The sequence below is a fragment of the Mycolicibacterium lacusdiani genome, assembly GCF_021916785.1.
In the GTDB taxonomy this organism is placed as follows: Bacteria; Actinomycetota; Actinomycetes; order Mycobacteriales; family Mycobacteriaceae; genus Mycobacterium; species Mycobacterium lacusdiani.
In genome coordinates this window covers 47,300-68,874 of sequence record NZ_JAKCFC010000010.1, presented here as the reverse complement: position 1 = coordinate 68,874, position 21,575 = coordinate 47,300, and the positions used below count along the sequence as shown (strand labels likewise).

General features: G+C 68.4%; 27 protein-coding genes, 1 tRNA gene and 1 pseudogene. 14 read left to right on the top strand and 15 right to left on the bottom strand.

All coding sequences use genetic code 11. The annotated features are described in order from the left end of the window. Positions 1 to 4 precede the first annotated feature (4 nt). Entirely contained in the window at positions 5 to 250 is a 246-nt protein-coding gene (locus tag LOK44_RS24345; RefSeq protein ID WP_237572655.1) for a hypothetical protein, read from the top strand. A 166-nt stretch (positions 251 to 416) separates the two neighbouring features. On the opposite strand, the gene LOK44_RS24340 is transcribed toward LOK44_RS24345, so the two are convergent. After that, the gene (locus LOK44_RS24340) at positions 417 to 1,157 is read right to left on the bottom strand and encodes a DUF3159 domain-containing protein (protein ID WP_237572654.1); all 741 of its coding nucleotides are present in this window, start codon (positions 1,155 to 1,157) and stop codon (positions 417 to 419) included. A gap of 63 nt (positions 1,158 to 1,220) precedes the next feature. Between LOK44_RS24340 and LOK44_RS24335 the strand changes: the two genes are divergently transcribed. Together LOK44_RS24335 and LOK44_RS24330 are read left to right on the top strand one after the other, a co-directional pair. Then, on the top strand, positions 1,221 to 1,970 hold the full coding sequence (locus LOK44_RS24335; protein ID WP_237572653.1) for a helix-turn-helix domain-containing protein: 750 nt from the start codon (positions 1,221 to 1,223) through the stop codon (positions 1,968 to 1,970). A gap of 84 nt (positions 1,971 to 2,054) precedes the next feature. After that, positions 2,055 to 2,429, top strand: a complete 375-nt coding sequence (locus LOK44_RS24330) for a DUF6319 family protein (RefSeq protein WP_237572652.1) — start codon at positions 2,055 to 2,057, stop codon at positions 2,427 to 2,429. Between the two features lie 13 nt (positions 2,430 to 2,442). Here the strand turns inward: LOK44_RS24330 and LOK44_RS24325 are convergent, their stop codons facing one another. Beyond that, positions 2,443 to 2,943 (bottom strand): zinc-binding dehydrogenase, encoded by a 501-nt coding sequence (locus LOK44_RS24325; RefSeq protein ID WP_237572651.1) that lies wholly within the window; start codon positions 2,941 to 2,943, stop codon positions 2,443 to 2,445. A gap of 8 nt (positions 2,944 to 2,951) precedes the next feature. Here LOK44_RS24325 and LOK44_RS30160 point away from each other — a divergent pair. After that, a pseudogene (locus tag LOK44_RS30160) lies at positions 2,952 to 2,999 on the top strand (hypothetical protein); the annotation flags it as partial. Between the two features lie 51 nt (positions 3,000 to 3,050). After that, complete coding sequence (locus LOK44_RS24320) at positions 3,051 to 3,191, top strand: hypothetical protein (RefSeq protein WP_237572650.1); 141 nt, start codon at positions 3,051 to 3,053, stop codon at positions 3,189 to 3,191. A gap of 17 nt (positions 3,192 to 3,208) precedes the next feature. Here LOK44_RS24320 and LOK44_RS24315 read toward each other — a convergent pair whose 3' ends face one another. Beyond that, positions 3,209 to 3,679 (bottom strand): hotdog fold domain-containing protein, encoded by a 471-nt coding sequence (locus LOK44_RS24315; protein ID WP_237572649.1) that lies wholly within the window; start codon positions 3,677 to 3,679, stop codon positions 3,209 to 3,211. On the opposite strand from LOK44_RS24315, the gene LOK44_RS24310 reads away from it, so the two are divergent. Further along, positions 3,663 to 4,526, top strand: a complete 864-nt coding sequence (locus LOK44_RS24310) for a DedA family protein (protein WP_308192785.1) — start codon at positions 3,663 to 3,665, stop codon at positions 4,524 to 4,526. The genes LOK44_RS24315 and LOK44_RS24310 overlap by 17 nt on opposite strands. Positions 4,527 to 4,755: 229 nt before the next feature. Here LOK44_RS24310 and LOK44_RS24305 read toward each other — a convergent pair. From LOK44_RS24305 to pgm, 3 genes are all read right to left on the bottom strand, one after another. Beyond that, a tRNA-Ala gene (locus LOK44_RS24305) sits at positions 4,756 to 4,828 on the bottom strand. A 56-nt stretch (positions 4,829 to 4,884) separates the two neighbouring features. After that, entirely contained in the window at positions 4,885 to 6,186 is a 1,302-nt protein-coding gene (locus LOK44_RS24300; protein ID WP_372481309.1) for an MFS transporter, read from the bottom strand. A gap of 13 nt (positions 6,187 to 6,199) precedes the next feature. Further along, a complete protein-coding gene (pgm, locus tag LOK44_RS24295) occupies positions 6,200 to 7,834 on the bottom strand; it encodes a phosphoglucomutase (alpha-D-glucose-1,6-bisphosphate-dependent) (RefSeq protein ID WP_237572648.1) in 1,635 nt (544 codons plus the stop codon). Between the two features lie 83 nt (positions 7,835 to 7,917). Between pgm and LOK44_RS24290 the strand changes: the two genes are divergently transcribed. The 5 genes from LOK44_RS24290 to mbtN are packed head-to-tail and all read left to right on the top strand — an operon-like array spanning position 7,918 to position 11,674. Further along, on the top strand, positions 7,918 to 8,298 hold the full coding sequence (locus LOK44_RS24290; RefSeq protein WP_237572647.1) for a fluoride efflux transporter FluC: 381 nt from the start codon (positions 7,918 to 7,920) through the stop codon (positions 8,296 to 8,298). Then, positions 8,295 to 8,651 carry a fluoride efflux transporter FluC gene (locus tag LOK44_RS24285; RefSeq protein WP_237572646.1) on the top strand — a complete coding sequence of 119 codons (357 nt, stop codon included), beginning with the start codon at positions 8,295 to 8,297 and terminating at the stop codon, positions 8,649 to 8,651. Before LOK44_RS24290 ends, LOK44_RS24285 begins: the two co-directional genes overlap by 4 nt. Positions 8,652 to 8,691: 40 nt before the next feature. Then, positions 8,692 to 8,961, top strand: coding sequence for a mycobactin biosynthesis acyl carrier protein MbtL (mbtL, locus tag LOK44_RS24280; protein WP_163918480.1), 270 nt, complete (start codon positions 8,692 to 8,694; stop codon positions 8,959 to 8,961). Continuing rightward, positions 8,958 to 10,535 carry a long-chain-fatty acid--ACP ligase MbtM gene (gene mbtM / locus LOK44_RS24275; RefSeq protein WP_372481308.1) on the top strand — a complete coding sequence of 526 codons (1,578 nt, stop codon included), beginning with the start codon at positions 8,958 to 8,960 and terminating at the stop codon, positions 10,533 to 10,535. Before mbtL ends, mbtM begins: the two co-directional genes overlap by 4 nt. After that, entirely contained in the window at positions 10,532 to 11,674 is a 1,143-nt protein-coding gene (mbtN, locus tag LOK44_RS24270; protein ID WP_237572644.1) for a mycobactin biosynthesis acyl-ACP dehydrogenase MbtN, read from the top strand. The genes mbtM and mbtN overlap by 4 nt, the downstream gene beginning before the upstream one ends. A gap of 10 nt (positions 11,675 to 11,684) precedes the next feature. Here mbtN and LOK44_RS24265 read toward each other — a convergent pair whose 3' ends face one another. The 3 genes from LOK44_RS24265 to LOK44_RS24255 are packed head-to-tail and all read right to left on the bottom strand — an operon-like array spanning position 11,685 to position 15,120. Then, on the bottom strand, positions 11,685 to 12,308 hold the full coding sequence (locus LOK44_RS24265; protein ID WP_237572643.1) for a GNAT family N-acetyltransferase: 624 nt from the start codon (positions 12,306 to 12,308) through the stop codon (positions 11,685 to 11,687). 14 nt (positions 12,309 to 12,322) lie between these two features. After that, entirely contained in the window at positions 12,323 to 14,047 is a 1,725-nt protein-coding gene (locus LOK44_RS24260) for an alpha-glucosidase (protein ID WP_237572642.1), read from the bottom strand. Then, positions 14,044 to 15,120, bottom strand: coding sequence for a glycosyltransferase family 4 protein (locus tag LOK44_RS24255; RefSeq protein WP_237572641.1), 1,077 nt, complete (start codon positions 15,118 to 15,120; stop codon positions 14,044 to 14,046). Before LOK44_RS24255 ends, LOK44_RS24260 begins: the two co-directional genes overlap by 4 nt. A 32-nt stretch (positions 15,121 to 15,152) precedes the next feature. On the opposite strand from LOK44_RS24255, the gene LOK44_RS24250 reads away from it, so the two are divergent. Continuing rightward, positions 15,153 to 15,989 carry an NmrA family NAD(P)-binding protein gene (locus LOK44_RS24250; protein ID WP_237572803.1) on the top strand — a complete coding sequence of 279 codons (837 nt, stop codon included), beginning with the start codon at positions 15,153 to 15,155 and terminating at the stop codon, positions 15,987 to 15,989. On the opposite strand, the gene LOK44_RS24245 is transcribed toward LOK44_RS24250, so the two are convergent. After that, a complete protein-coding gene (locus tag LOK44_RS24245) occupies positions 15,986 to 16,411 on the bottom strand; it encodes a hypothetical protein (protein WP_372481307.1) in 426 nt (141 codons plus the stop codon). The two genes, LOK44_RS24250 and LOK44_RS24245, sit on opposite strands and share 4 nt — an antisense overlap. A gap of 52 nt (positions 16,412 to 16,463) precedes the next feature. Between LOK44_RS24245 and LOK44_RS24240 the strand changes: the two genes are divergently transcribed. Continuing rightward, positions 16,464 to 16,646: a hypothetical protein gene (locus tag LOK44_RS24240; RefSeq protein ID WP_237572640.1), complete on the top strand. Its 183-nt coding sequence runs from the start codon at positions 16,464 to 16,466 to the stop codon at positions 16,644 to 16,646. A gap of 7 nt (positions 16,647 to 16,653) precedes the next feature. Here the strand turns inward: LOK44_RS24240 and LOK44_RS24235 are convergent, their stop codons facing one another. Continuing rightward, entirely contained in the window at positions 16,654 to 17,247 is a 594-nt protein-coding gene (locus tag LOK44_RS24235; RefSeq protein ID WP_237572639.1) for a TetR/AcrR family transcriptional regulator, read from the bottom strand. A 28-nt stretch (positions 17,248 to 17,275) separates the two neighbouring features. Next, complete coding sequence (locus tag LOK44_RS24230; RefSeq protein ID WP_237572638.1) at positions 17,276 to 18,364, bottom strand: DmpA family aminopeptidase; 1,089 nt, start codon at positions 18,362 to 18,364, stop codon at positions 17,276 to 17,278. Between the two features lie 128 nt (positions 18,365 to 18,492). Here LOK44_RS24230 and LOK44_RS24225 point away from each other — a divergent pair, with 128 nt between their 5' ends. After that, a complete protein-coding gene (locus LOK44_RS24225; RefSeq protein ID WP_237572637.1) occupies positions 18,493 to 19,104 on the top strand; it encodes a TetR/AcrR family transcriptional regulator in 612 nt (203 codons plus the stop codon). Here the strand turns inward: LOK44_RS24225 and nagA are convergent, their stop codons facing one another. From nagA to LOK44_RS24210, 3 genes are read right to left on the bottom strand one after another with little or no spacing between them, the layout of a single operon-like run. Next, positions 19,105 to 20,253, bottom strand: a complete 1,149-nt coding sequence (nagA, locus tag LOK44_RS24220) for an N-acetylglucosamine-6-phosphate deacetylase (protein WP_237572636.1) — start codon at positions 20,251 to 20,253, stop codon at positions 19,105 to 19,107. Beyond that, positions 20,254 to 21,039, bottom strand: a complete 786-nt coding sequence (gene nagB, locus LOK44_RS24215) for a glucosamine-6-phosphate deaminase (protein ID WP_237572635.1) — start codon at positions 21,037 to 21,039, stop codon at positions 20,254 to 20,256. Continuing rightward, positions 21,040 to 21,510 (bottom strand): PTS sugar transporter subunit IIA, encoded by a 471-nt coding sequence (locus tag LOK44_RS24210; protein ID WP_237572634.1) that lies wholly within the window; start codon positions 21,508 to 21,510, stop codon positions 21,040 to 21,042. Positions 21,511 to 21,575 lie beyond the last annotated feature (65 nt).

The window sequence follows — 21,575 nt, the reverse complement described above, 5'->3', positions numbered from 1 at the left end:
CGTGATGGACCGGTTCGACCGACAGATCATGGACTTCGTCCGCAGCTGGGTCCCCTACGGCGGTCCGCCCGCCGAGGAGGTGATGCTGGAGTTCGGCATGACCCGGGAGCAGCTCACCCGCAGAATTCACCTGATCGTCGCTGCCGAGCAGGCTCGTCGTGAGCAGGAGATGCGCCAGCCATGGCTACGGTTGCAGCACAGTGCTCCCCAGGCCGTCCACAGCCCCAGCAGTACCGGACCCCAAGGATGACGATGGACCCGATGCGAGACTTCGCGTTGCTCACCACCGATCCGATCGCACACGAGACCGTGGAGCAGGCCGCCGCGCGGTATGCGGCGGATGCCAGGATGCACGAATACCGTTCGGCTCAGCCAGGATACGACAGCGTCAGGGAATCGGCGCTGGCCAGTTGGGCCTACGAGTACTCACTGCAGTTGCTTCGGTCGACTAGCTGACTGCTCGGCCGCGTCGCGAGCCTCTCCCGCTGCTCGTCGGTCACGACATCGAGCCGTCCGCGTGCACGGCGAACCGCCCAGAAGGTCACCAGAAGCGCCAGCGCGAGCAGCGGGTAACCCATCGCGATCCGAGCGAACGCCAACCAACCGGCGGAACCGGCGTCGTACAGCCAGTCCTGGACGACGAACCTCGCGGCGAACACCGCCACGAACGTCAGCGTGGCGACGTCGAATGCGTGCAGCGCACCCTTGTCGGCGTGCCAGGCGGCGCGCTCCCCCGTGCTCGTGAGCGCGTGCCAGACCACGCCCACCAGTGGCCGTCGCACCACCACGGAGATCGCGAACACGGCGGCCAGCACCAGACTCACCCAGATGCCGGGTAGGAAGTAGCCCTCGGCGGAACCGGTGTACAGGGCGATCAACGACGCGACGACCACGCCCAGCAGTCCGGAGACGGCCGGCTGGATCGGCTGCTTGCGGTACTTCCTCCATGCGATCAGCGCGACGCTGACGGTGAGTGCAGCCACGATTGCAGCGTCCAGCCCTGCCAGCGCGTTCGCCACGAGGTAGGCGAACGTGGGCATGCTGGCGGCGACCAGGCCGGACACGCCACCCATGCGGTCCAGGAGTGTCAGGTGCTCGTCTGCCCGTGTCGTGCCTTGCGGGGTCCCGTCGTGTGTCGTCGCGTCCTGTGATGCCATGCCGCCAGGACACACCGTGACGCAGCGGCACAGTCAAACTCCGCCGTGCCCGACAATGGACGCGTGGCATGGAGCACCCGTGAGATCGCCGAACTCGCAGGCACGAGCCTGCGAGCGGTCCGGCACTACCACCAGATCGGCCTGCTCGCCGAACCCGACCGTCACAACAACGGCTACAAACAGTACGGCGCTGCTCATCTCGTGCGACTGGTGCGCATCAAACGACTGACCGATCTGGGTTTCTCCCTGCCTCAGATCGCCGCCATGGGCGACAGCGACGAACACCCCGAGGAAGCACTGCGCGCCCTGGACGATGAACTCGCGGCCAAGATGGAGCGCATTCGGAGCGCACGCGCCGAACTCGCTGCGCTACTGGATGATTCGTCGCACATCGACCTGCCGTCGAACTTCGTCCGACCCGATGCAGTGGCCAAGCTCTCGGATGTAGACCGGTCGCTCGTCGTCGTCATGACGAGGGTGCTGGGACCGCGCGGCCTCGCGGACTACGGCAAGCTGCTGGAGAACGTTCCCGAGGAGCCTGCGGGCGTGCTCGCGTTCGACGACCTGCCTGCCGACGCCGACGAGTCGACTCGTCGGGAAATCGTCGAGCACCTCGTGCCGTACCTGCGCGCGGTCTACGCAGCTCATCCCGGTGTACTGGAGTCGCGGGCAGACGCCCCGAAGGGGCCGAGCCACTTCGATCGGACCGTCGCTGCGGCGATGTCAGAGCTGTACAACGACGCCCAACTGGACGTGCTGCGTCGGACCCGCGAGATCCTGCGTGCCACGGACGACGGATCCGGCACGGGTTGATCCGATCTTCGAACGCGTGTTCTAATGACTGCTCCAGCGCCCGCCCGCGCACAGCGGGCAATCTTTCGAGGAGATCGCCGCCCGATGACCGTAGACACCCTGCCAGTCGACGCACCGCCCGCCGACTCCACCCTTGCCCCGGTGGAGCAGGCACCGACGAAGGCTCCGGCCAAGAAGTCGACCGGCAGGAAGGCCAAGACCCTCGAACTCACGCTGACCGTCACCGGAACCGCTGATGGCGAATGGCGCGCAGAACTCAAGCAGGGCAGCACCTTCCTGGCTCGAGACCTCGCCGTCGCAGCCGCAGCAGTCTCCCGCGCAGCCAAGGAACTCCACGAGGACCTGGCCACCCCGATCGACGAGGTGATCGAGGAGGCACGCGTCCAGCAGGCCGCCAAGGTCGCTGCGCTCGAGGCCGAACTGGAGGCCGCCCGCAAGGCCCTCGCCGAGTTGGACTGAGGTTCGGGCGCGCCTAACGGACGGTGAGCGCCACCTTGCCTACGACCTTGCGGCCGAGCAGTGCGTCGATCGCGTCCCAGGAATCGCGATGGCCGATCTGTGCATCCAGTTGGCCGCTTGCGGCCAGGTCGACCACGTATTGCAGGTCCGCCGCGATCGGCCACTCCATCATGAAGATTTCGATCCGCTTCTTCGACATCGTCATTCGTTCCGCTTCGTAGTCGATGATCGTCGGTTGACCTGAGGCAGCACCTACCGAGATCACCCGCCCACCGTCGTGCAGAGCGAACGCCTCGGCCAGCATCTCGCCGCCGACGTGCTCGAGCACCCCGTACACGGGTGCTACTCCCCGAAGTCCGACGACGACCTCATCGGCCCCGAGTCGTCGCACGATCTGTAACGCGGTCACGCCGGCGACCGGAAGCGCCGCCGCAGTCTGGAATTCCAGAGCGTCGGGCACCACCGCGACGTTGTCGGAAGCGAGGACGCGCCACCGCGGCCAACGGATTTGCACGACAGAACCTGCGGTGGGGCATCCGAACCCTGTCGCGGGGGCGCGTCCTGGTCACCGACCGCCTGCACGGACACGTCATCGCGACGCTCTGCGGGATCGAGCACATCGTGGTCAATGATCGCAACGGCAAGGTCCGTGCGCTGTGGGAAGCCTGGACGAGCGATGCGCCGATGGCGACGTTCGTGCCGACGTGGCGCGACGCCGAGGCAGCCCTTGACGATCTGGTGAACGGCCGACACGTGTCGTAGCCGGGTCCGGGTCCGAACTACTTCGGCGTCACCCACGTGGTGATCTCGGCATGTACGACCTCGACGCCGTGTCGGTCGGTGACGCTCACCGGCACCACGATCTCAGTCCCCTCGCTGATCGTGCCGAAGTCGGGTGCGTCGAGCTGTGCCGTGGCGCGCAGCGACGTCGTCGCCTTCTGCAGGTATTGGACGTTCATCGCCTTCGGAATCCAGCGGTGGGTACTCGGCACCGTCGCCTCCATCAGCATTCCCATCGCCATCTCGGCGGCGTTGCACGACGCGATTGCATGGACGGTGTGCAGGTGGTTGTGGATCATCGGCCACTTCGGAATCTCGACCTCGGCCAGGCCCAGCTCCATGCGGACGACATGAGGCAGGACGGAGGCGAAGTACGGCACGCGGGCCATGGCCGCGACGGAGAAGATGCGGCTGCCACCGGGTTTGCCGGAAAGACTCTGCCAGGCACGGTAGGTGAGTGAGCTGGTCATCACGCTGACCTTACTTCGAAGTAAGGTCGCGTCGAGTCCGCGCATGCTCCGTCTTTTCAGTGCGGTTCGTCACCTGCGGTTTCCGACGCTCTGCTCGCCCCATGTTGCCCGGGCTGAGCCCGCTTTGCGCCGACTCTCGCTCCCCGCCGACACCGGTACCCTCGAAACAGACCCCCCGACGAAAGGCGGCTTGTTGGCGACGCACTTCGCCACCGATGTCGACGGTGTCGCTGGCTGGACAGTCGAATTGATGGAGCGCTGGGGAGGCCTCGGCGCGGGTCTGGCGATCGCCGCCGAGAACCTGTTCCCCCCCGTGCCCAGTGAGGTCATCTTGCCGATGGCCGGTTTCGCCGCGCGTCTCGGCGACCTGTCGCTGGCCGAGGCGATCATCGGCGCCACGATCGGCTCGGTGGTCGGGGCTTGGATGCTCTACGGGCTCGGTGCCTGGCTCGGGCACGAACGAATTCGCAAGCTGGCACTGCGCATTCCGCTGCTGGCGGCCGAAGACATGGACAAGACGACCGCGTGGTTCGCGCGCCACGGCACCAAGGCGGTGTTCTTCGGACGGATGGTGCCGCTGTTTCGCAGCTTCATCTCGATCCCAGCAGGTACCGAGCGGATGAGCGCCGCGACCTTCACCGTCCTGACCCTGCTGGGCAGCTTGGTGTGGAACAGCGCGCTCATATCGGCTGGCTACGCGCTGGGCGCCAATTGGCACGCCATCGAGCCCTATACGGCGACCCTGCAGTACGTGATCGCGGCCGCCATCGCGGTCTGGGCGTTGCGATTCGTCGTGACCCGGCGCCGCCGACTGCGCTCAGCGGAAGCGGACCCTGATCACGGCTGAGATCGCGGATTAGAGCAACTGCGACAGGAGTCGGTGAAACCCGTCGGTTCTCGCGGACTCGCGGGTTGGTTTGGGACCGACGCGACGGTAATGGCGCCCGGCCGTCGTCCTGGCGAAGCCCATCTCGCTCGGGCGGCCCGCAGGCCCGCGTCAATGGCGACCGCACGCAGGCAAAGTGCGCACGGGTTGACGCGTATCCGGGCCAAGCCTCTGACCTGCATTTATGAAGTGGAGCTAAGGGGATTCGAACCCCTGACCCCCACACTGCCAGTGTGGTGCGCTACCAACTGCGCCATAGCCCCTCGAGTCGTGCCAGTCGAAGTTACACCACTGGTAACCCGCGGTTCAAAAGCACTGGTCAGGGCACCTCTCCACCGGCGTCCGGACCGAGCGGCCGGGCAGGTGTGTGCTCCGGACACGGCTGCGGGCGGGTTTCCGGGGCGAATATCCAGAAGATCGCCGCCGACAGCAGGATGGCGCCGCTGATCGTGAACGCCGTCCCATACGACAGGTGCTCGGCGATCTGACCCACCGCCAGCGAGCCCAGGATCGCCCCGAAGTCCGACATCATCTGGAACGTCGCGACGGCCGTGCCACCGCGTGCCTTGCTGCCGACGATGTCGGCCACCGCCGCCTGCTGGGGAGAGATGAAGATGCCCGTCGCCGCGCCCGTGATGAACGCCGCGACCAGGAACACCGGCAGCGACGTCGTGAAGCCAACCAGCACGGTCATCGCCGCGGCCACCGGCAGACCGACGAGCAGCGGTATCCGTCTGCCCACGCGATCGGACAGGTACCCGCTGAAGATGACCACCGACACGTTGCCGACCGCGAACGTCGCCAGCGCCAGCCCTGCCACGCCCGTCCCCCGGTGCAGCACCTCCACGACGAACAGCGGGACCAGCGCGACCCGCAGCCCGAACGCCGACCACCCCGTCGCGAAGTTCGACGCCAGGGCGGCACGGTAGGCGCTGTTGCGCAGCGCCTCGCGCACGCTCAGGGCGCGCTCGGTCTGCTCGTCGGGCGTCGCGAGCGACGACTTGCGCAACACGATCAGCACGACGCCCGCCGCGATCAGGAGCGCGCAGCCGTAGATGACGAACGGCATCGACAGTCCGAGCCCGGCGGTCAGGCTGCCGAGCACGGGGCCGCCCACCGACCCGACGAGGAACGCCGAGGTGAACATGCCCGCCACCCGGCCACGCGCATTGGCCGGCGAGATCCTGATCATCAGCCCCAGCGACGACACGGTGAACATGGCCGAGCCCAGCCCGCCGAGGGACCGGAACACCAGCAGCTGCCAGTACGTCTGCGCGAACGCGCACGCACCGGTGGACAGCGCGACAATCAGCAGGCCCGAGACGTAGACCCGCCGCTCTCCCCACCGCTGCACCAGCATGCCGGCGGGCGGCGCGCCCACCAGGCGCATCAACGCGAACGCGGTGATCACGAAGGTCGCCGCGCTGATGCTGACGCCGAAGTTGCGCGCGTACTGCGGCAGCACCGGCGCCACGACGCCGTACCCGAGTGCGACGACCGCGTTGCAGAAGATCAGGACCCAGACCTCGCTGGGCAGCTTGTCCTTCGGGGCCGACTCGCTCGTCGCCTTGCCCTTGCCCTCCGTTGCAGCCGGACAGTCGGCTTCGGCGTCGGAACTCACGCCATGACTGTATTCACCCAATCACCGAGCCGACGACGGACCGGGCTGCCTCCTGCACCTGCGCGAGATGCTCGGGGCCTAGGAAGGACTCGGCGTAGATCTTGTAGACGTCCTCGGTGCCTGACGGGCGCGCCGCGAACCACGCGTTCTCGGTGGTCACCTTGAGCCCACCCAGCGGAGCACCGTTGCCCGGCGCCGCGGTCAACTTCGCGGTGATCGGCTCCCCCGCGAGTTCGGTCGCGGTGACCTGCTCGGCCGACAACTTGGCCAGCCGTGCCTTCTGCTCGCGGTTGGCCGGCGCGTCGACGCGTGCGTAGGTCGGCGCCCCGTACTTCTCGGCCAGCTCGGCGTAGCGCTGCGACGGCGTCGACCCCGTCTTGGCGAGGATCTCCGACGCCAGCAGTGCCAGGATGATGCCGTCCTTGTCCGTGGTCCACACCGACCCGTCGGTCCGCAGGAACGATGCGCCCGCGCTCTCCTCGCCGCCGAACCCGATGGAGCCGCCGATCAACCCGTCGACGAACCACTTGAACCCGACGGGCACCTCGACGAGTTCGCGGCCCAACCCGGCGACCACGCGGTCGATGATCGAACTGCTCACCGCGGTCTTGCCGACGGCCGCGGAGCCGGGCCACCCCGGCCGGTTGCCGTACAGGTAGTCGATGGCGACGGCGAGGTAGTGGTTCGGGTTCATCAGCCCGCCGTCGGGCGTGACGATGCCGTGCCGGTCGGAGTCGGCGTCGTTGCCTGTCGCGATCTGGTAGTCACCGATCTTGCCGATCAGCGACGCCATTGCATTCGGCGAGCTGCAGTCCATCCGGATCTTGCCGTCGGTGTCGAGCGTCATGAACCGCCACGTCGCGTCGACGAGCGGGTTGACGACCGTGAGGTCGAGCCCGTGCGTCTCGGCAATGGCCGCCCAGTAGTCGACGCTGGCCCCGCCCAATGGGTCGGCGCCGATCCGCACCCCCTCGGCGCGGATCGCGTGCAGGTCGACGACGTTCGGCAAATCCTCCACGTAGGCATTCATGTAGTCGTGCCGCTCAGCTGTGTTGAGTGCGCGCGCCAGCGGAATGCGCTTCACGTCGGCCAGACCGCCGCGCAGGATCTCGTTGGCGCGCTTGGCGATCACACTCGTCGCATCGGTGTCGGCCGGGCCGCCGTTGGGCGGGTTGTACTTGAAGCCGCCGTCGCGCGGCGGGTTGTGCGACGGCGTCACGACGATCCCGTCGGCCAGATCACTGTCCCGGCCGCGGTTGAACGTCAGGATCGCGTGGCTGACCGCAGGGGTGGGCGTGTAGCGGTCTGCGGCGTCGATCATCGCCACCACGTCGTTGGCGGCCAGCACCTCGAGCGCCGACGCCCACGCCGGCTCCGACAGCGCATGGGTGTCGCGCCCGATGAACAACGGCCCGGTGGTGCCCTGGGCGGCGCGGTACTCCGCGATGGCCTGCGTGGTCGCCAGGATGTGGGCCTCGTTGAATGCCGCATCGAGGCTGGAACCCCGATGCCCCGAGGTGCCGAACGTCACCTGCTGCGCGACGTCGTCGGGATCGGGCGCCACCGTGTAATAGGCGGTGACCACGTGGGCCACGTCGATGAGGTCGTCTGCTTGCGCTGGTTGCCCAGCGCGGGGATTGGCCGCCATGGTGACGATTCTGCTCTCCCCGACCGCCGCGCACCCGCCCGTCCACGAGAATTCAACTTCCCGCGGCTCCTATGCTTCCCACGATGTGGCGGACACTGGCGGTCGTCTCGCTCGGCGGCGTGCTGGGCGCCGTCTTGCGCGCCGTGATCGAGCAAACGTGGCCGCATCCCGTGACGTCGATCGGCTGGGCGACGTTCACCATCAACGTCACCGGCTGCTTCCTGATCGGCGTCCTGGTCGCCGGCGTCGAGCGCTTCGCGCCACACCATCTGCTGCGGCCGTTCCTGGGCACCGGGTTCCTCGGCGGCTACACCACATTCTCGACGCACATCGTCGAGGTGCATCAGCTAATCGCCAACGGCCGCATCGGGCTCGGGATGACATACCTCGGGCTGCAGCTCGTCTCCGGCGTCCTCGCCGCGGCCCTCGGGCTGTGGGTCTTCGAGAAGAGGACCGCACGATGACGCTGCTGTGGGTGGCGCTCGGCGCGGCGATCGGGGCGCCCCTGCGGTACCTCGCGGATCGCGCGTTCAATGCCGGACGGACGTACCCCTGGGGCACGTTCGGGGTCAACGTCGTGGGTTCGTTCCTGCTCGCCGTTCTGGTCAGCATCCCCGTCGGGCCCGTCGCGTCGCAGATCCTGGGAGTCGGCTTCTGCGGCGCGCTGACCACGTATTCGACGTTCGGCCTCGAGTGGATCCTGCAGCTGCGGACCCGTCGACGGGTGGCGCTCGTCTACGGCGTGGCGAGCCTGTCGGTGGGCCTCGCTGCCGCGTTTGCCGGCTTCGCCGTCGGTGACCTCGTCACGGGTACGTAAGCATAGCCTTGCCTTAGGCGGCGGTGTACTGTCCCCGGCCATGGAGAACTCGACTTCGGACTCGGTCAACGCTGCCCTCAGCGAGATCCTGCGCGACGACATGAACGTCGACATCAGCCGGGTCACGCGCGATTCGCGCCTCATCGACGACGTCGGCCTGGACTCGGTTGCGTTCGCGGTCGGCATGGTGGCGATCGAGGACAAGCTCGGCGTCGCGCTGACCGAAGAGGACCTGCTGAGCTGCGACACCGTCGGCGAACTCGAAGACGCCATCCTGGCCAAGACGCCTGCGGCGCCCAGCAACTCGTGAACGTCCTCGCGTCCGCATTGTCGGAGGCGATGACGAGGTCGCCGAACGCGCTCAACGTCTTGGACGCCGACAGCGGCGACTGGCAGCGCCATCCGTGGGACGAGGTGCACACCCGCGCCCAGAACGTCGCCCAGCGCATCGACGGTGCCACCGCGGTCGGCCTCGTCGGCGAGCCGAGTATCGAGTTCCTCGCCGCCATTCCCGGCACGTTCCTCTCGGGCGCGGCCCTGTCGATCCTGCCGGGACCCATTCGCGGTGCCGATCCCGACCAGTGGTCCCAGGCCACGCTGAGCCGGTTCCGGTCCATCGGCGTCACGACCGTGTTCAGCCACGGCACGCAGCTCGATCTACTGCGTGGTCGCGATGACGCCGTCGCCTTGCACGACGTGACCGAGGTGGCGCACGACCGCCGGTCCACCACGTTCACGCCGTCGTCCGAAGGCGAGGTCGCGATCCTGCAGGGGACGGCAGGCTCCACCGGAACGCCGAAGGCAGCGCGCATCTCGCCCGCGGCGGCGCTGGCGAACTATCGCGGTCTCGTCGACCGCGTCGTCGTCGACCACAACAGCCGGGCGCACAGCTGGCTGCCGATCTACCACGACATGGGCCTGGCCTTCATGCTCACCTCGGCGCTCGGCGGCGCCGATCTCTGGCAGGCGCCCACCACGTCGTTCGCAGGCAACCCGTTCGGGTGGCTGAAGTGGCTCACCGAGAGTCGGGCGACCATGACCGCCGCTCCCAACATGGCCTACAACATCATCGGAAAGTACGCGCGCATCGTCGGCGACGACGTCGACCTGAGCAACCTTGGCTTCGCACTCAACGGCGGTGAGCCGGTCGACTGCGCGGGCACCGAGCGGTTCGCCACCGAGATGGCGCGCTTCGGGTTCGACCCGACCGCCCTCGCACCCTCCTACGGTCTGGCCGAATCGACTTGTGCGGTCACGGTTCCCATCCCGTTCTCCGGCCTCGCGGTCGACGAGCCCACCGTCGCGACCGACACCGGTGAGTCGACCCGGCGGTTCGCCGTGCTCGGCGACGCGATCCCAGGCATGGAGGTGCGGATCAACACCGACGCCGAGCGGGGCACAGAGGTCACCGGCCGCGAGGTGGGCGACGTCGAGGTCCGCGGTACGTCGCTCATGAGCGGATACGTCGACGACGACCCCATCGACCGCGACGCGTGGCTGCCGACGGGTGATATCGGCTACTTCGTCGACGGCGGACTCGTCGTCTGTGGCCGCGCGAAGGAACTCATCACCGTTGCAGGCCGCAACGTCTTCCCCACCGAGATCGAGCGCATCGCCGGCCAGGTCGACGGCGTGCGCGAAGGTGCGGTCGTCGCCGTGGGCACCGGCGAGTCGTCCGCACGCCCCGGCCTGGTGATCGCCGCGGAGTTCAAGGGCGCCGACGAACCCGCCGCGCGCAGTGAACTCGTGGCGCGCATCGCATCCGAGTGTGGGGTGGTACCCGCCGACGTCGTGTTCATGGCACCCGGGGCACTGCCCCGAACCTCGTCGGGCAAGCTGCGCCGGCTGGAGGTCAAGCGAAACCTGGAGGGCGCGAACCCATGACCGAGAGCTACACCGAACTGCTCGACAGCGTGTTCGACGACCGGGTGACCAAGTGGACAGCCGAGGCCGAGGACACCGAGCACTTCCCGCGTGAACTCATCGAATACCTCGGCGAGAACGGCGTATTCGCGGCGAAGTGGCCTGCCGGGCAGCAGCAGTCCGACGTGGCCAAGGTCATCGCGCTGGCAAGGAAGCTGGGCCAGCTGGGGTCCGCGGGCATCGGCGTCGGTATCGGCCTGCACGACTCGGCAATCGCCATCCTGCGCCGCTTCGGCAAGTCCGATTACCTCAAGGACATCGCCGAACAAGCCATCCGCGGCGAGGCCGTGCTGTGCATCGGCGCCTCCGAGCAGTCCGGCGGATCCGACCTGCAGATCGTCGGCACCGAAGTCCGCACCGAGGGCGACGGGTTCCGCGTCACCGGCATCAAGAAGTACGTATCACTGTCCCCCATCGCCGACCACGTCATGGCCGTGGCCCGGAGCGTCGACCACGACCCGAACAGCAAGCACGGCAGCGTCGTCGTCATCGCCGTCCCGCTGGCGCAGTGCGAGGTGCAGACGCCGTACCGCAAGGTCGGCGCCGGACCGCTCGACACCGCCGCCGTGCACATCGACACGTGGGTGCCCGCCGACGCCCTGGTCGCCCGCGCGGGCATCGGACTGGCCGCGATCTCGTGGGGCCTCGCTCAGGAGCGGATGTCGGTGGCCGGCCTGGTGTCGTCGTCGGCCCAGCGCGTGCTCGGGATCACGCTGGCGCGCATGATGACTCGCCGACAGTTCGGCCAAACCCTGTACGAGCACCAGGCACTCCGGCTGCGGATGGCCGACCTGCAGGCGCGCGTCGACATGCTGCGCTACGCGCTCGACGGCATCGCCGCGACCGGCAAGCTGGATCTGCGTACCGCAGCCGCGATGAAGGTCAACGCCGCCCGCCTCGGCGAAGAGGTGGTCAACGAATGCATGCACGTCTTCGGCGGCTCGGGCTACCTGGTCGACGAGACACCGCTCGGAAGGTGGTGGCGTGACATGAAGTTGGCACGCGTCGGCGGCGGCACCGACGAGGTGCTGTGGGAGCTGGTGGCGGCGGCGATGAAGCCCGACTACGACGGCTACGCCGAGTTCAACCAGCTGCCCTAGCTACCTTGAGCTACCTGGGCACGTCGTCCGGGGTGCGCGGCAGCGCGTAGAGCGCCATCCGGCGATTCGCCATGTCGTGTTCGCCGAGGAACGCGCACCCTGCCCACTCGCAGACCGCGCGAGCGCCGGTGTTGCGGTGGTCGGGGTCGAACATGATTCGGCGGCACTGGGGTTCGAGTTCGAACAGGCTGGCCATCACCCGCGGCAGCAGGATCGGCGCGATGCCCTTGTTCAGGAAGCGCAGGTCGGCGATCGCTGCGTGCAGCCCCAGGTCGTGCGGATCGGATGCATAGCGCGGAGCGATCGAATCCCTTGCGGCGCGGTAGATCTCGAGGTAGGCGATCTCCTTGCCCTTGAAGCTGGCGATGAACGGGCGCGAGTAGTCGCCTGCCAGTTGCGCACCGAGGTAACCGCGCCACCAGTTCGGTGGGTGCGGGTATTCCCACGCCTCGACGAGGTGCGGCCGGTTCATCCACTCGGAGATCATCTCGGCGTCGGCACGGGCATCGACGAGGCGGAAGTAGTACGGCTCGGCCAGCGCCGGTGTCGGTGGCGCCGGAACGGCGCGCACCGCGTCGGTGATGGACGTCAGCTCGCGCGGGAGGACCGGCAACGCTTCATCGATCTCAGTCATCTCGACCGCAGAGCCTACCGGACCTGGTCAGGGTAGCTTTGTCTACCTTTGACGTAGATCCGCGCATCCCAACCGCCCAGGTGAAGGGCCGTCGACTCGACCGTGGCCGGGGTGCCCGCGAGGTTGCCCAGCACCAGTTCGGCTGCCAGCCATTCCGGGCCAACGTCCACCGTCCGGCTTTCCCGCCCGCAGTTGGCGACCACCAGCAGTGCGGTCTCGGCCGTGCTCCTGACGTAAGCCCAGATCTGCGGGTCCTCCTCCCACAGTGGCGTCAAGTCACCGTCGACCAGAACCGACAGCTCGTGGCGGAGGCGGATCAGTGCCCGATAGTGCGCGAACACCGAGTTGCCGTCGTCGGCCTGCGCCGCGGCGTTCAGCCAGGAGTGGTTGGGGTTCAACGGGAGCCAGGGCTCCCCGGTCGTGAAGCCGGCATTGGGCCCCGAGTCCCATTGCATTGGCGTGCGTGCGTTGTCCCGGCTGAAGTGCGCGAGACCGGCCAGTGCAGCGGCCGCATCGCCGCCGCCGTCGAGCACGCCCCGGTGGTAGTTCACGGCTTCGAGGTCGACGAAGTCCTGCGCCGACCGAAACGGGAAGTTCGTCATCCCCAGCTCCTCGCCCTGATAGACGAACGGTGTGCCGCGCATGCCGTGCAAGACGGTGCCGAGAGCCTTCGCCGAAGCCGCCCAGAACTCCGGGGAGTCGTCGCCGAACCGGGACACCACGCGAGGTTGGTCGTGGTTGTTCCAGTACAGGCTGTTCCATCCAGCGTCGGCCAGCGCCGCCTGCCATCGGTGCAGCGACTTCTTCAGCACGACGAGGTCCAGGCCTGCGTCGACGTACTTGTCGTTCGGCGCCTGGTCGACCGACATGTGCTCGAACTGGAACACCATGTCGAGTTCCCCGCGCGCGGGGTCGGTGTAGAGCCGGGCCTGCTCGGTGGTCACGCCGGGCATCTCGCCGACGGTGATGACGTCGGCGTCCCTACTGCCGAACACCTCGCGGCGCATCTCCGCGAGGTAGTCGTGGACGCGCGGCCCGTCCGCGAATTGGTCGAGGGCGCTGACGAATTGCTGTCCGGGGACCGGGCGGGCGTCGGGAAGTCCGTCGACCTTGGAGATGAAGTTGATGACGTCCATGCGGAAGCCGTCGACGCCGCGGTCGAGCCACCACGACATGGTGTCGTGAACGGCCTTGCGCATTTCGGCGTTCTCCCAGTCGAGGTCTGGTTGCTTCCGGTCGAACAGGTGCAGGTAGTACTGGCCGGTGGCGTCGTCCCACGTCCAGGCCGAGCCCGAGAAGAACGACGCCCAGTTGTTCGGCTCGGCGCCGTCGCGTGCGTCGCGCCATATGTACCAGTCGCGCTTGGGGTTCTCGCGCGACGACCGCGACTCGACGAACCACGGGTGCTCGTCGGACGTGTGGTTGACGACGAGGTCCATTACCAGCTTCATCCCGCGTCGGTGCACTTCGGCGAGCATTTCGTCGAACTGTGCCAAGGTGCCGAACAAGGGATCGATGTCGCGGTAATCGCTGATGTCGTAACCGTTGTCGATCTGCGGCGAGCGGTAGACCGGTGACAACCAGATCACGTCTACCCCGAGCGTCTGGAGATGGCCGAGCCGCTGCACGATGCCGCCGAGGTCGCCGATGCCGTCGCCGTCGGAGTCCGCGAAGCTCCGCGGATAGATCTGGTAGACCACGGCGGTTCGCCACCACGGTGCGGGCGAAGGCAATGTCACGGTCGGTCTCCGATCACGTCGCGGTACACGTCCACGTAGCGGTCCACCATGGCCTCGACGGTGAAGCGCCGCGCCGCGTGGTCGGCGATGCCGGGCCGGTCCAGCCCGCCGACGTCGCCGATCGCCCCCACGGCCGCGTCGACGTCGCGGACCAGGAACCCCGTGAGGCCATGGGTAATCAGCTCCGGCATGGACCCGCGGTCAGTGGCGATCACCGGCGTGCCACACGCCATGGCCTCGACGACGCTGTAGCCGAACGGCTCGTCGAAGTCGATCAGATGCAGCAGCGCGTACGCGCCTCCGAGGACCTCGGCCCGAGCCGACGCGTCGACGGCGCCGAGATAGCGCACGCGATCGCCGTCGACGTGGGGCTCGACCTCGGTGCGAAAGTACTCGTCGTCCTGGATGATGCCTGCGATGTCGAGCCGCCGGCCGCACCGGCGGGCGACCTCGATCGCGTGGGCAGTGCCCTTGTCGGGGTGGATCCTTCCGAAGAACAGCAGATGCTCCCCCGGCGACGGGTGCACCGCGAACCCGCCGAAGTCGATGCCGTGGTGGATCGTCGCGGCATAGTGCAGGCGCGGATGCCGGTCGGCGTCGCTGATGGAGACGTAAGCCGTTGTCGCGTCGTACCGTTCGTAGACGGGCACGATGCGCTCGGATGAGAACCCGTGAATCGTGGTGACCACAGGCGTGCTGACGAGGTCGCTGTACGTCAGGGGCAGGAAGTCGAAGCCGTTGTGGATGACGTCGAAGTCGTCGGCCCGCTCGAAGACAGACGCAATGTGCAGGCACTCGGCGACTTTGGCGTCGATCGACTCGTCCTCCGACCACCCGCACGCCGTGGTGGAGTGCAGTTCGGCCGACGTGAGCGAGTCACCGGTGGCGAACAGCGTGACGTGGTGGCCTGCCGCCACGAGTCCCTCGGTGAGCAGCGACGCGAACTGCTCCCACGGCCCGTAGTGCCGCGGGGGTGTCCGCCACGCGAGTGGGGACAACACGGCAACGCGGAGTGCTGGGCCGGACGCGTCGTTGATGGGGATGACCGTGAGCCTACTCGGGTAGCGTGTCACCTCTTGCTCGCACCGATGTGGAGGCCTTGATGATGAATGACCCGTACGTCGTGTTGGGAGCCACCGGTGGCCAGGGTGGCGCCGTGCTCGACGCGCTGCTCGAAGGCGGGCGGTCCGTGCGCGCCGTGGTGCGCTCGGCGGACTCGGCGCGGTCGCGATCATTGCGGGACCGCGGGGCCGAACTCGCCGAGGCCGACATCAGTGATGCCCACGCCCTCGCCGCAGCGATGCGCGACTCGGCCGGCGTCTTCGCGATGACCACGCCGTTCGAGGACGGTGAGGAGGCCGAACTGGCCCAGGGCCGCGCCGTCGTCGCTGCCGCCGGAATCGCCGCCGTGCCGCACCTGGTCTTCTCGTCGGTCGCCAGCGCGGACCGCGGCACCGGCATTCCGCACTTCGAGACGAAGGCGGCGACCGAGCGTCTGCTCGCCGACTCCGGCGTGCCGTACACCATCGTCGGGCCGACGTACTTCTACGACAACCTCCTCGGGGGCATCGACGACGTGAAGGCCGGCCGCCTGGATCTGGCCGTCGGGCTTGACACTCAGCTGCAGCAACTGTCCCGACGCGACCTCGGCCGGTTCGTGGTGCACGTATTCGAGAATGCCACAACGCATTTGGGCGCGCGCATCGACGTCGCGTCGGATGCGCCGACACCGCGGCAGATGGCTGCCGTCCTGTCCGAGACGTGGGGACGCGAGGTGGTGGCGCACTCCCACGACCCGGCTGAGATCGAGTCGCCGGACATGCGGGCGATGTTCGGGTTCCTCTCGACGACCGGCTACAGCGCCGACATTCCCGCCCTGCGCGACCGCTACCCCGACATCGGCTGGCAGTCCTTCGAGCAGTGGGTGCAGGAGGCGGGCTAGCTCCCGAGCAGGAGGACGCCGCTGACGATGAGTGCCACCACCTTCACCACCTCCAACGCGATGTAGGCGAAGTGCGCCACCGACCGCGCCCGCTCCTCGCCCTCGAGGACCGCCGCCGTCCGCCGCGACAGCATCGGCCTGATCAGCACGGTCTGCACCAGCAGCGACCCCACCGCCACCGTCACCGCGGCGTCGACGCTGGTCGAGGTGTCGTGGGTGAACAGGGTGACGGCGATGACGACGGCGAGCAGGAGTTCGCACACGTTCAGCGCGCGGAACACCAGTCGGCCGATCCCAAGCCCCAGCTGCAGCGTCACGCCCGGCGCGCGGAACTTCAGCGGCGCCTCGAGGAACGATATGGCCAGGACCATGCCGAGCCATACGAACACGGCACCGATGCCTACCCGCGAGCTGACGTCCACGGCGGCAGCCTATTACAGCGGGTGACGCGCGCGGGTGTGCGATCGTGGGGACATGTCCGCAGACCGGGACCGAGTGGCCGAACTGCAGCGCTGGGTAGACGCAGGCGCCACCTGGCAGGTGGTCGCCCGCACCAGGCACGGCGTGACGGTCGCGCTACTGCGATGCGACGGGGGCGAGGAGGTCGACCGGTTCACCTCCGACGATCCCCGACTGATCGCGTTCGTCGACGGCTAGAGGCCCGTCAAGCCGAAGCTCGGCCGACCGCATCGTCGAGGAGGGTCTGAGCCGCCTTCCTGGCGTAGGTCCAGGGTGCGGGATCGTTGAGCGACGTGGACATCGCGGCGGCGCCCTCGAACAGGATCGCGAGCTGGTGGCCCATCGATTTCGGGTTGGCAGCGCCTGCCTGCCGCGCCAAGTCGGTCATCGCGTCGATGTAGCTGCGCTTGTGTGCCTCGACGATGTCGTGCACCTCCGGCATGCCGTCGGCGGCTTCGACGGCGGCATTGTGGAACGGGCAGCCGCGCATCAACCCTGCTGAGGGCGGCGTCTCGAACGACCCCAGGATGCGCGACCTGGGGCTGCGCCTCGGCGCCTTCTCGCCGGGATGGACGGGATCGCCGACGGTTTGCCCGATGTAGCGTAGATACTCTTTGACCACGGCCGTCTTGCTCGGAAAGTGTTGGTAGAGCGTTCGCTTCGACACCGAGGCTTCGGCCGCCAGCCGTTCCACACCGGTGGCGTTGATGCCCTCCCGGTAGAAGAGTTCGACGGCGGCGTCGATGATCCGTTGGCGGGCACCCCGGCCACCGCGCCGCGGCTCGGCTTGGGTAGTCATGTCCGAAGTATACCGGTTGGTTTACCAGCTAGTTCGCGAACGCCTGCCGCAGCGCGTCGTGCGGCAGCGCGTGCACCGTCATCCCGTTGCGCCCGGTGAGCGTGGTGGCGCCGACCATGGCGTTGACGATCGCTTCCTCCGTGGCCTCGATCGTCAGGTCGAACAACCGCGTCATCAGTTGCGGCGCAACCATCCGCAGCGGGATCTCCGGTGTCCCGGCGTCGGCGTCCTCGTCCCATGCGTAGGCCGGGATGCCGCGGTTGCCGGTGGCGAACGCCAGCATCAGGTCACCGCTGTACTGCTCGCCCCTGCCGCCGACGTTCGCCACCCCGAGCGCCGCACGTTGCGCGAGACGGGCGCACTGGTGCGGGAGCAGCGGGGCGTCGGTCGCGACGATCACGATGATGGATCCCGAACCACGTTCGTAGCGCGACGGGACGCCGGGCAGCGGAACGCGGTCCGGCCCGATCATCTCGCCGACGGGCACGCCGTTGATCCGCAGGTGCTCCCGCCGACCGTGGTTCGCCTGCACCAGCACGCCGACGGTGTAGCCGCCGGCGGTGGTGCGGGTGACGCGCGACGCGGTACCGATGCCGCCCTTGAACTCGTGGCAGATCATCCCCGTGCCGCCGCCGACGCCGCCCTCGGCCACCGCACCGTCGCTGGCGGCCGCCAGCGCCTCGCGGACGTGTTCGGCGCGGACGTGGTGGCCGTTGATGTCGTTGAGCAGGCCGTCATAGGTCTCGCCGACCACCGGCAGCGACCAGTACACGCCGTCGCCGCGCGCTTCGATCTGGGCATCGACGAGCGCATCTCGGACCACGCCGACGCTGTGGGTGTTGGTCAGGCCGATCGCCGTCGTCAACTCGCCCGACTCCCGGATCCACTCGAGGCCGGTCAACTCCCCGCTGCCGTTGAGCCGGTGCGCGCCGGCGAACACCGGCTCACCCCAGATGCCTGCGTGGGGGATGACGACCGTCACCCCGGTGTGGACGGCGGGTGGCCCGTCGGCGTGCAGGGTGACGTGTCCGACACGCACGCCGCCGACGTCGGTGATGGCGTTGTGCGGTCCGGTCGGGTGTGATCCGACCACCACGCCGAGGTCTCGTGCGCGCATGGCAGCTCCGGTATCAGGGGTTCTTTTCCTATCGCGAAAATAATGCGGGACCGGCCGGCGAACCGCAACGGAACGCCGAAAGTCGGGTTTGCCCCCGCCGGCCGCTCCCCCGCGTGGATCATGGACCCGTGGCCAGACCCAATCGGCAAGCCGAGCGCCGCGAGGAGATCCTCGCGGCTGCAGTCGGGCTGATCGAACGCCACGATCTGGCCACCCTGCGCATCGCCGACATCGCCGCTGAACTCGGCCTGACGGCGAACGCGGTGCGCTACTACTTCCGCGACATGGACCACCTGTTGTCGGAATTGGCGCTGCGATCCGACGTGCGGTTCTACGACGACCGCCTGGCGATCGCCCGCAGCGCCGACGACGTCCGCCAGCGCCTGGCCCTGACCATCGCGGCCGGCCTGCCGTCCGGTCCCGAGGACGCCGAGTGGCGGGCGATCTGGCGGGCCGTGCTGGCTGCGGGCTTCGAACTCGACGAGCGCCGCGACGTGCAGGGCATCTATCACCGCCAGGTCGATCTGTACGCCCAGATCCTCACCGAAGGCGTCGACGCCGGCTGCTTCCGGCTCCCGACACCCGCCCGCGACGTCGCGATGACGCTGATGTCGATGGAGGACTACCTGGGCTACCGCATCGTGGCGCGTGATCCCGAGATGGACCGGGCCACCGCGCTCCGGCTGATGCGCGACTATGCTCAGTTGGCCACCGGCGCAAGGCTTCCGGCGACCCTATGACTACCTCGGCTGCGGCTCGACGGCCCAAACGCCGCGGTGGAGCACGCCCAGGACGTCCAATTCGGCGCCGAGCACCACGAGGTCGGCAGGCGCCCCGGGGACGAGACCCGACGCGGGGAGGCCAAGTGCGCGTGCGGGATTGATCGACGCTTGCCGCACCGCGGACAGCAGTGCGTCGTCGCGCTCCAACCCGCCGTGGGTGACGGCGTACCGGAACACGACGTCCATGGTGGCGGTACTGCCTGCAATGGTGTCGGTGCCCGCCACCCGTGCCACTCCCTCGACGACGTCGACCGCCAGCGGCCCCAGGTGGTAGACCCCGTCGGCCATTCCGGTGGCGGCCATGGCGTCGGTGATCAGCGAGACCCGGTCGGGACCCGCAGCTCGCGTGACGTGGCGATAGATCGCCGGGTCGACGTGCACGCCGTCGGTGATCAGTTCCACCGTCACGCGGGGGTCGTCGAGCAGGGCGATCACCGGGCCCGGCTCGCGACGGTCGATCGGACGCATGGCGTTGAACAGGTGCGTGCCGACGCGCGCGCCCGCCTGGATCGCCGCGCGGGTCTGGTCGAAGCTGGCCTCGGTGTGTCCCACCGCCGCAACGACTCCCGCGGCCGTCAGCTGGCGGATCGCCGCGATCGCGCCCTCGCGCTCCGGTGCGATCGTCACCATGCGGACCGCTCCCCCACCCGCTTCCAGGATGCGGTCGATCTCGGCCGGGTCGGGGTCGCGCATCAACGACGGCTGATGCGCGCCGCAGCGTCGGGTCGACAGCCACGGCCCCTCGAGGTGGATGCCGTCGAGGCGACCGGCCCGCACGTCGACCGCGAGTGCCTCGACTTGGCGCAGCAGATCCTCGGGAGCCGCCGTGACGAGCGACGCGATCAGGCTCGTGGTGCCGTGACCGCGGTGCAGTGCCACGGCCCTGGCCGTCTCGTCTGGTGACGCTGCGGAGAAGTCAGCGCCACCCCCGCCGTGGACGTGGGTGTCGACGAACCCCGGCACGACGGTGACCTCGCCGAGATCGCGGTCCGACGCACGAACCGGCGCGCCCTCGCCGACACCGACGACGGAACCTCCCGAGACCTCGATCCAGCCGGGCCGCAACAGGTTCGAGCCCGTGGCGACGGTGCCTGCGGTGAGCAGCACTCAGATGCCCTGCCAATCCGGTTTGGACAGGTAGGTCTCGCGGTAGTAGTCGATGAGTTGTAGCCGCCGGGCGGCAGCGTCGTCGAGCAGCACCGTCACGTGCGGGTGGTGCTGCAGGATCGTCGCCGGCCACATCGCGCTGACCGCCCCCTCCACCAGCTGGTGCACGGCTTCGGCCTTGCCGCGACCTGTGGCGACCAGGACGACGTGGCGGGCCGCCATGATGGTCGCCAGACCCTGGGTCAGGCAGTGCGTCGGCACGGCGTCGACGTCGTCGCCGAAGAACCGGGCGTTGTCGATGCGGGTCTGCCGGGTCAGCGTCTTGATCCTGGTGCGCGAGGCCAGCGACGAGCCGGGTTCGTTGAATGCGATGTGGCCGTCAGTGCCGATCCCGAGGATCTGCAGGTCGACCCCGCCCGCGTTGCGGATCGCCGCCTCGTACGCTGCGCAGGCAGCGGGTATGTCGGCCGCCAGGCCGTCCGGGCTCTGCACGGCGTCCGGCCCGAAGTCGACGCGCGAGACGAACACCTCGTCGATCACCGTGCGGTAGCGCTCGGGGTGTTCTGCTGGCAAACCGACGTACTCGTCGAGGGTGAAGCCCTGGGCATGTGCGAACGAGACGTCCCCTGCCTCGCAGCGTGTGGCCAGCTCGTCGTAGATCGCCAGCGGCGACGAGCCGGTCGCCAGGCCGAGCACCGCAGTGGGCTTGCGATGCAGCAGCGCCCCGATCGCGTCCGACGCGAGCGAGGCGATCTCCCCGGCATCGGCCAGGATGACGACCTCCATCTACCTGTGCGCCGTGAACAACGCTGCACCAGAAGCGATGTCGGCCCCCTCGAAGACGGATTCGGTCGGCACCACGTTGGCCGCCTCGCGTTCGTCCATCACGACGACCGGCACGATCGGGTTCAACCCCTTCGCCACCACCGCCGGCACGTCGTAGGTGATGATCAACTGCCCTGCGGTGACGTCGTCGCCCTGGCTGACGTGCGCGGTGAACCCCTCGCCCTCGAGCGCGACGGTGTCCAGGCCGAGGTGCACCAGCACCCCGACGTTGTCGGGTGTGAGGACCACGAAGGCATGCGGCATCAGCTTCAGGAGCTTGCCGCTGACCGGCGCGACCGCCTCGACCACCTCGCGGGGCGGGTCGATCGCCGCGCCATGGCCCACCATGCCCTGACTGAAGACGGGGTCCGGCACGTCCTGCAACGCAACGGCACGCCCGGTGACCGGCGCGAGAACTGGCGTGGTGCTCACAGTGATGGCTCCTTCGTCTTCGATTGACTCAACAATACGAGCGCGCGCGTAAGAGGGTCTCGCGT

Excerpts from the sequence above, each read along its gene's own strand:
- LOK44_RS24345 (WP_237572655.1), top strand. The coding sequence starts at position 5 with ATGGACCGGTTCGACCGACAGATCATGGACTTCGTCCGCAGCTGGGTC.
- LOK44_RS24340 (WP_237572654.1), bottom strand. The coding sequence starts at position 1,157 with ATGGCATCACAGGACGCGACGACACACGACGGGACCCCGCAAGGCACG.
- LOK44_RS24330 (WP_237572652.1), top strand. The coding sequence starts at position 2,055 with ATGACCGTAGACACCCTGCCAGTCGACGCACCGCCCGCCGACTCCACC.
- LOK44_RS24315 (WP_237572649.1), bottom strand. The coding sequence starts at position 3,679 with ATGACCAGCTCACTCACCTACCGTGCCTGGCAGAGTCTTTCCGGCAAA.
- pgm (WP_237572648.1), bottom strand. The coding sequence starts at position 7,834 with ATGGCGGCCAATCCCCGCGCTGGGCAACCAGCGCAAGCAGACGACCTC.
- LOK44_RS24290 (WP_237572647.1), top strand. The coding sequence starts at position 7,918 with ATGTGGCGGACACTGGCGGTCGTCTCGCTCGGCGGCGTGCTGGGCGCC.
- LOK44_RS24285 (WP_237572646.1), top strand. The coding sequence starts at position 8,295 with ATGACGCTGCTGTGGGTGGCGCTCGGCGCGGCGATCGGGGCGCCCCTG.
- mbtL (WP_163918480.1), top strand. The coding sequence starts at position 8,692 with ATGGAGAACTCGACTTCGGACTCGGTCAACGCTGCCCTCAGCGAGATC.
- mbtN (WP_237572644.1), top strand. The coding sequence starts at position 10,532 with ATGACCGAGAGCTACACCGAACTGCTCGACAGCGTGTTCGACGACCGG.
- LOK44_RS24265 (WP_237572643.1), bottom strand. The coding sequence starts at position 12,308 with ATGACTGAGATCGATGAAGCGTTGCCGGTCCTCCCGCGCGAGCTGACG.
- LOK44_RS24250 (WP_237572803.1), top strand. The coding sequence starts at position 15,153 with ATGAATGACCCGTACGTCGTGTTGGGAGCCACCGGTGGCCAGGGTGGC.
- LOK44_RS24240 (WP_237572640.1), top strand. The coding sequence starts at position 16,464 with ATGTCCGCAGACCGGGACCGAGTGGCCGAACTGCAGCGCTGGGTAGAC.
- LOK44_RS24235 (WP_237572639.1), bottom strand. The coding sequence starts at position 17,247 with ATGACTACCCAAGCCGAGCCGCGGCGCGGTGGCCGGGGTGCCCGCCAA.
- LOK44_RS24230 (WP_237572638.1), bottom strand. The coding sequence starts at position 18,364 with ATGCGCGCACGAGACCTCGGCGTGGTGGTCGGATCACACCCGACCGGA.
- nagB (WP_237572635.1), bottom strand. The coding sequence starts at position 21,039 with ATGGAGGTCGTCATCCTGGCCGATGCCGGGGAGATCGCCTCGCTCGCG.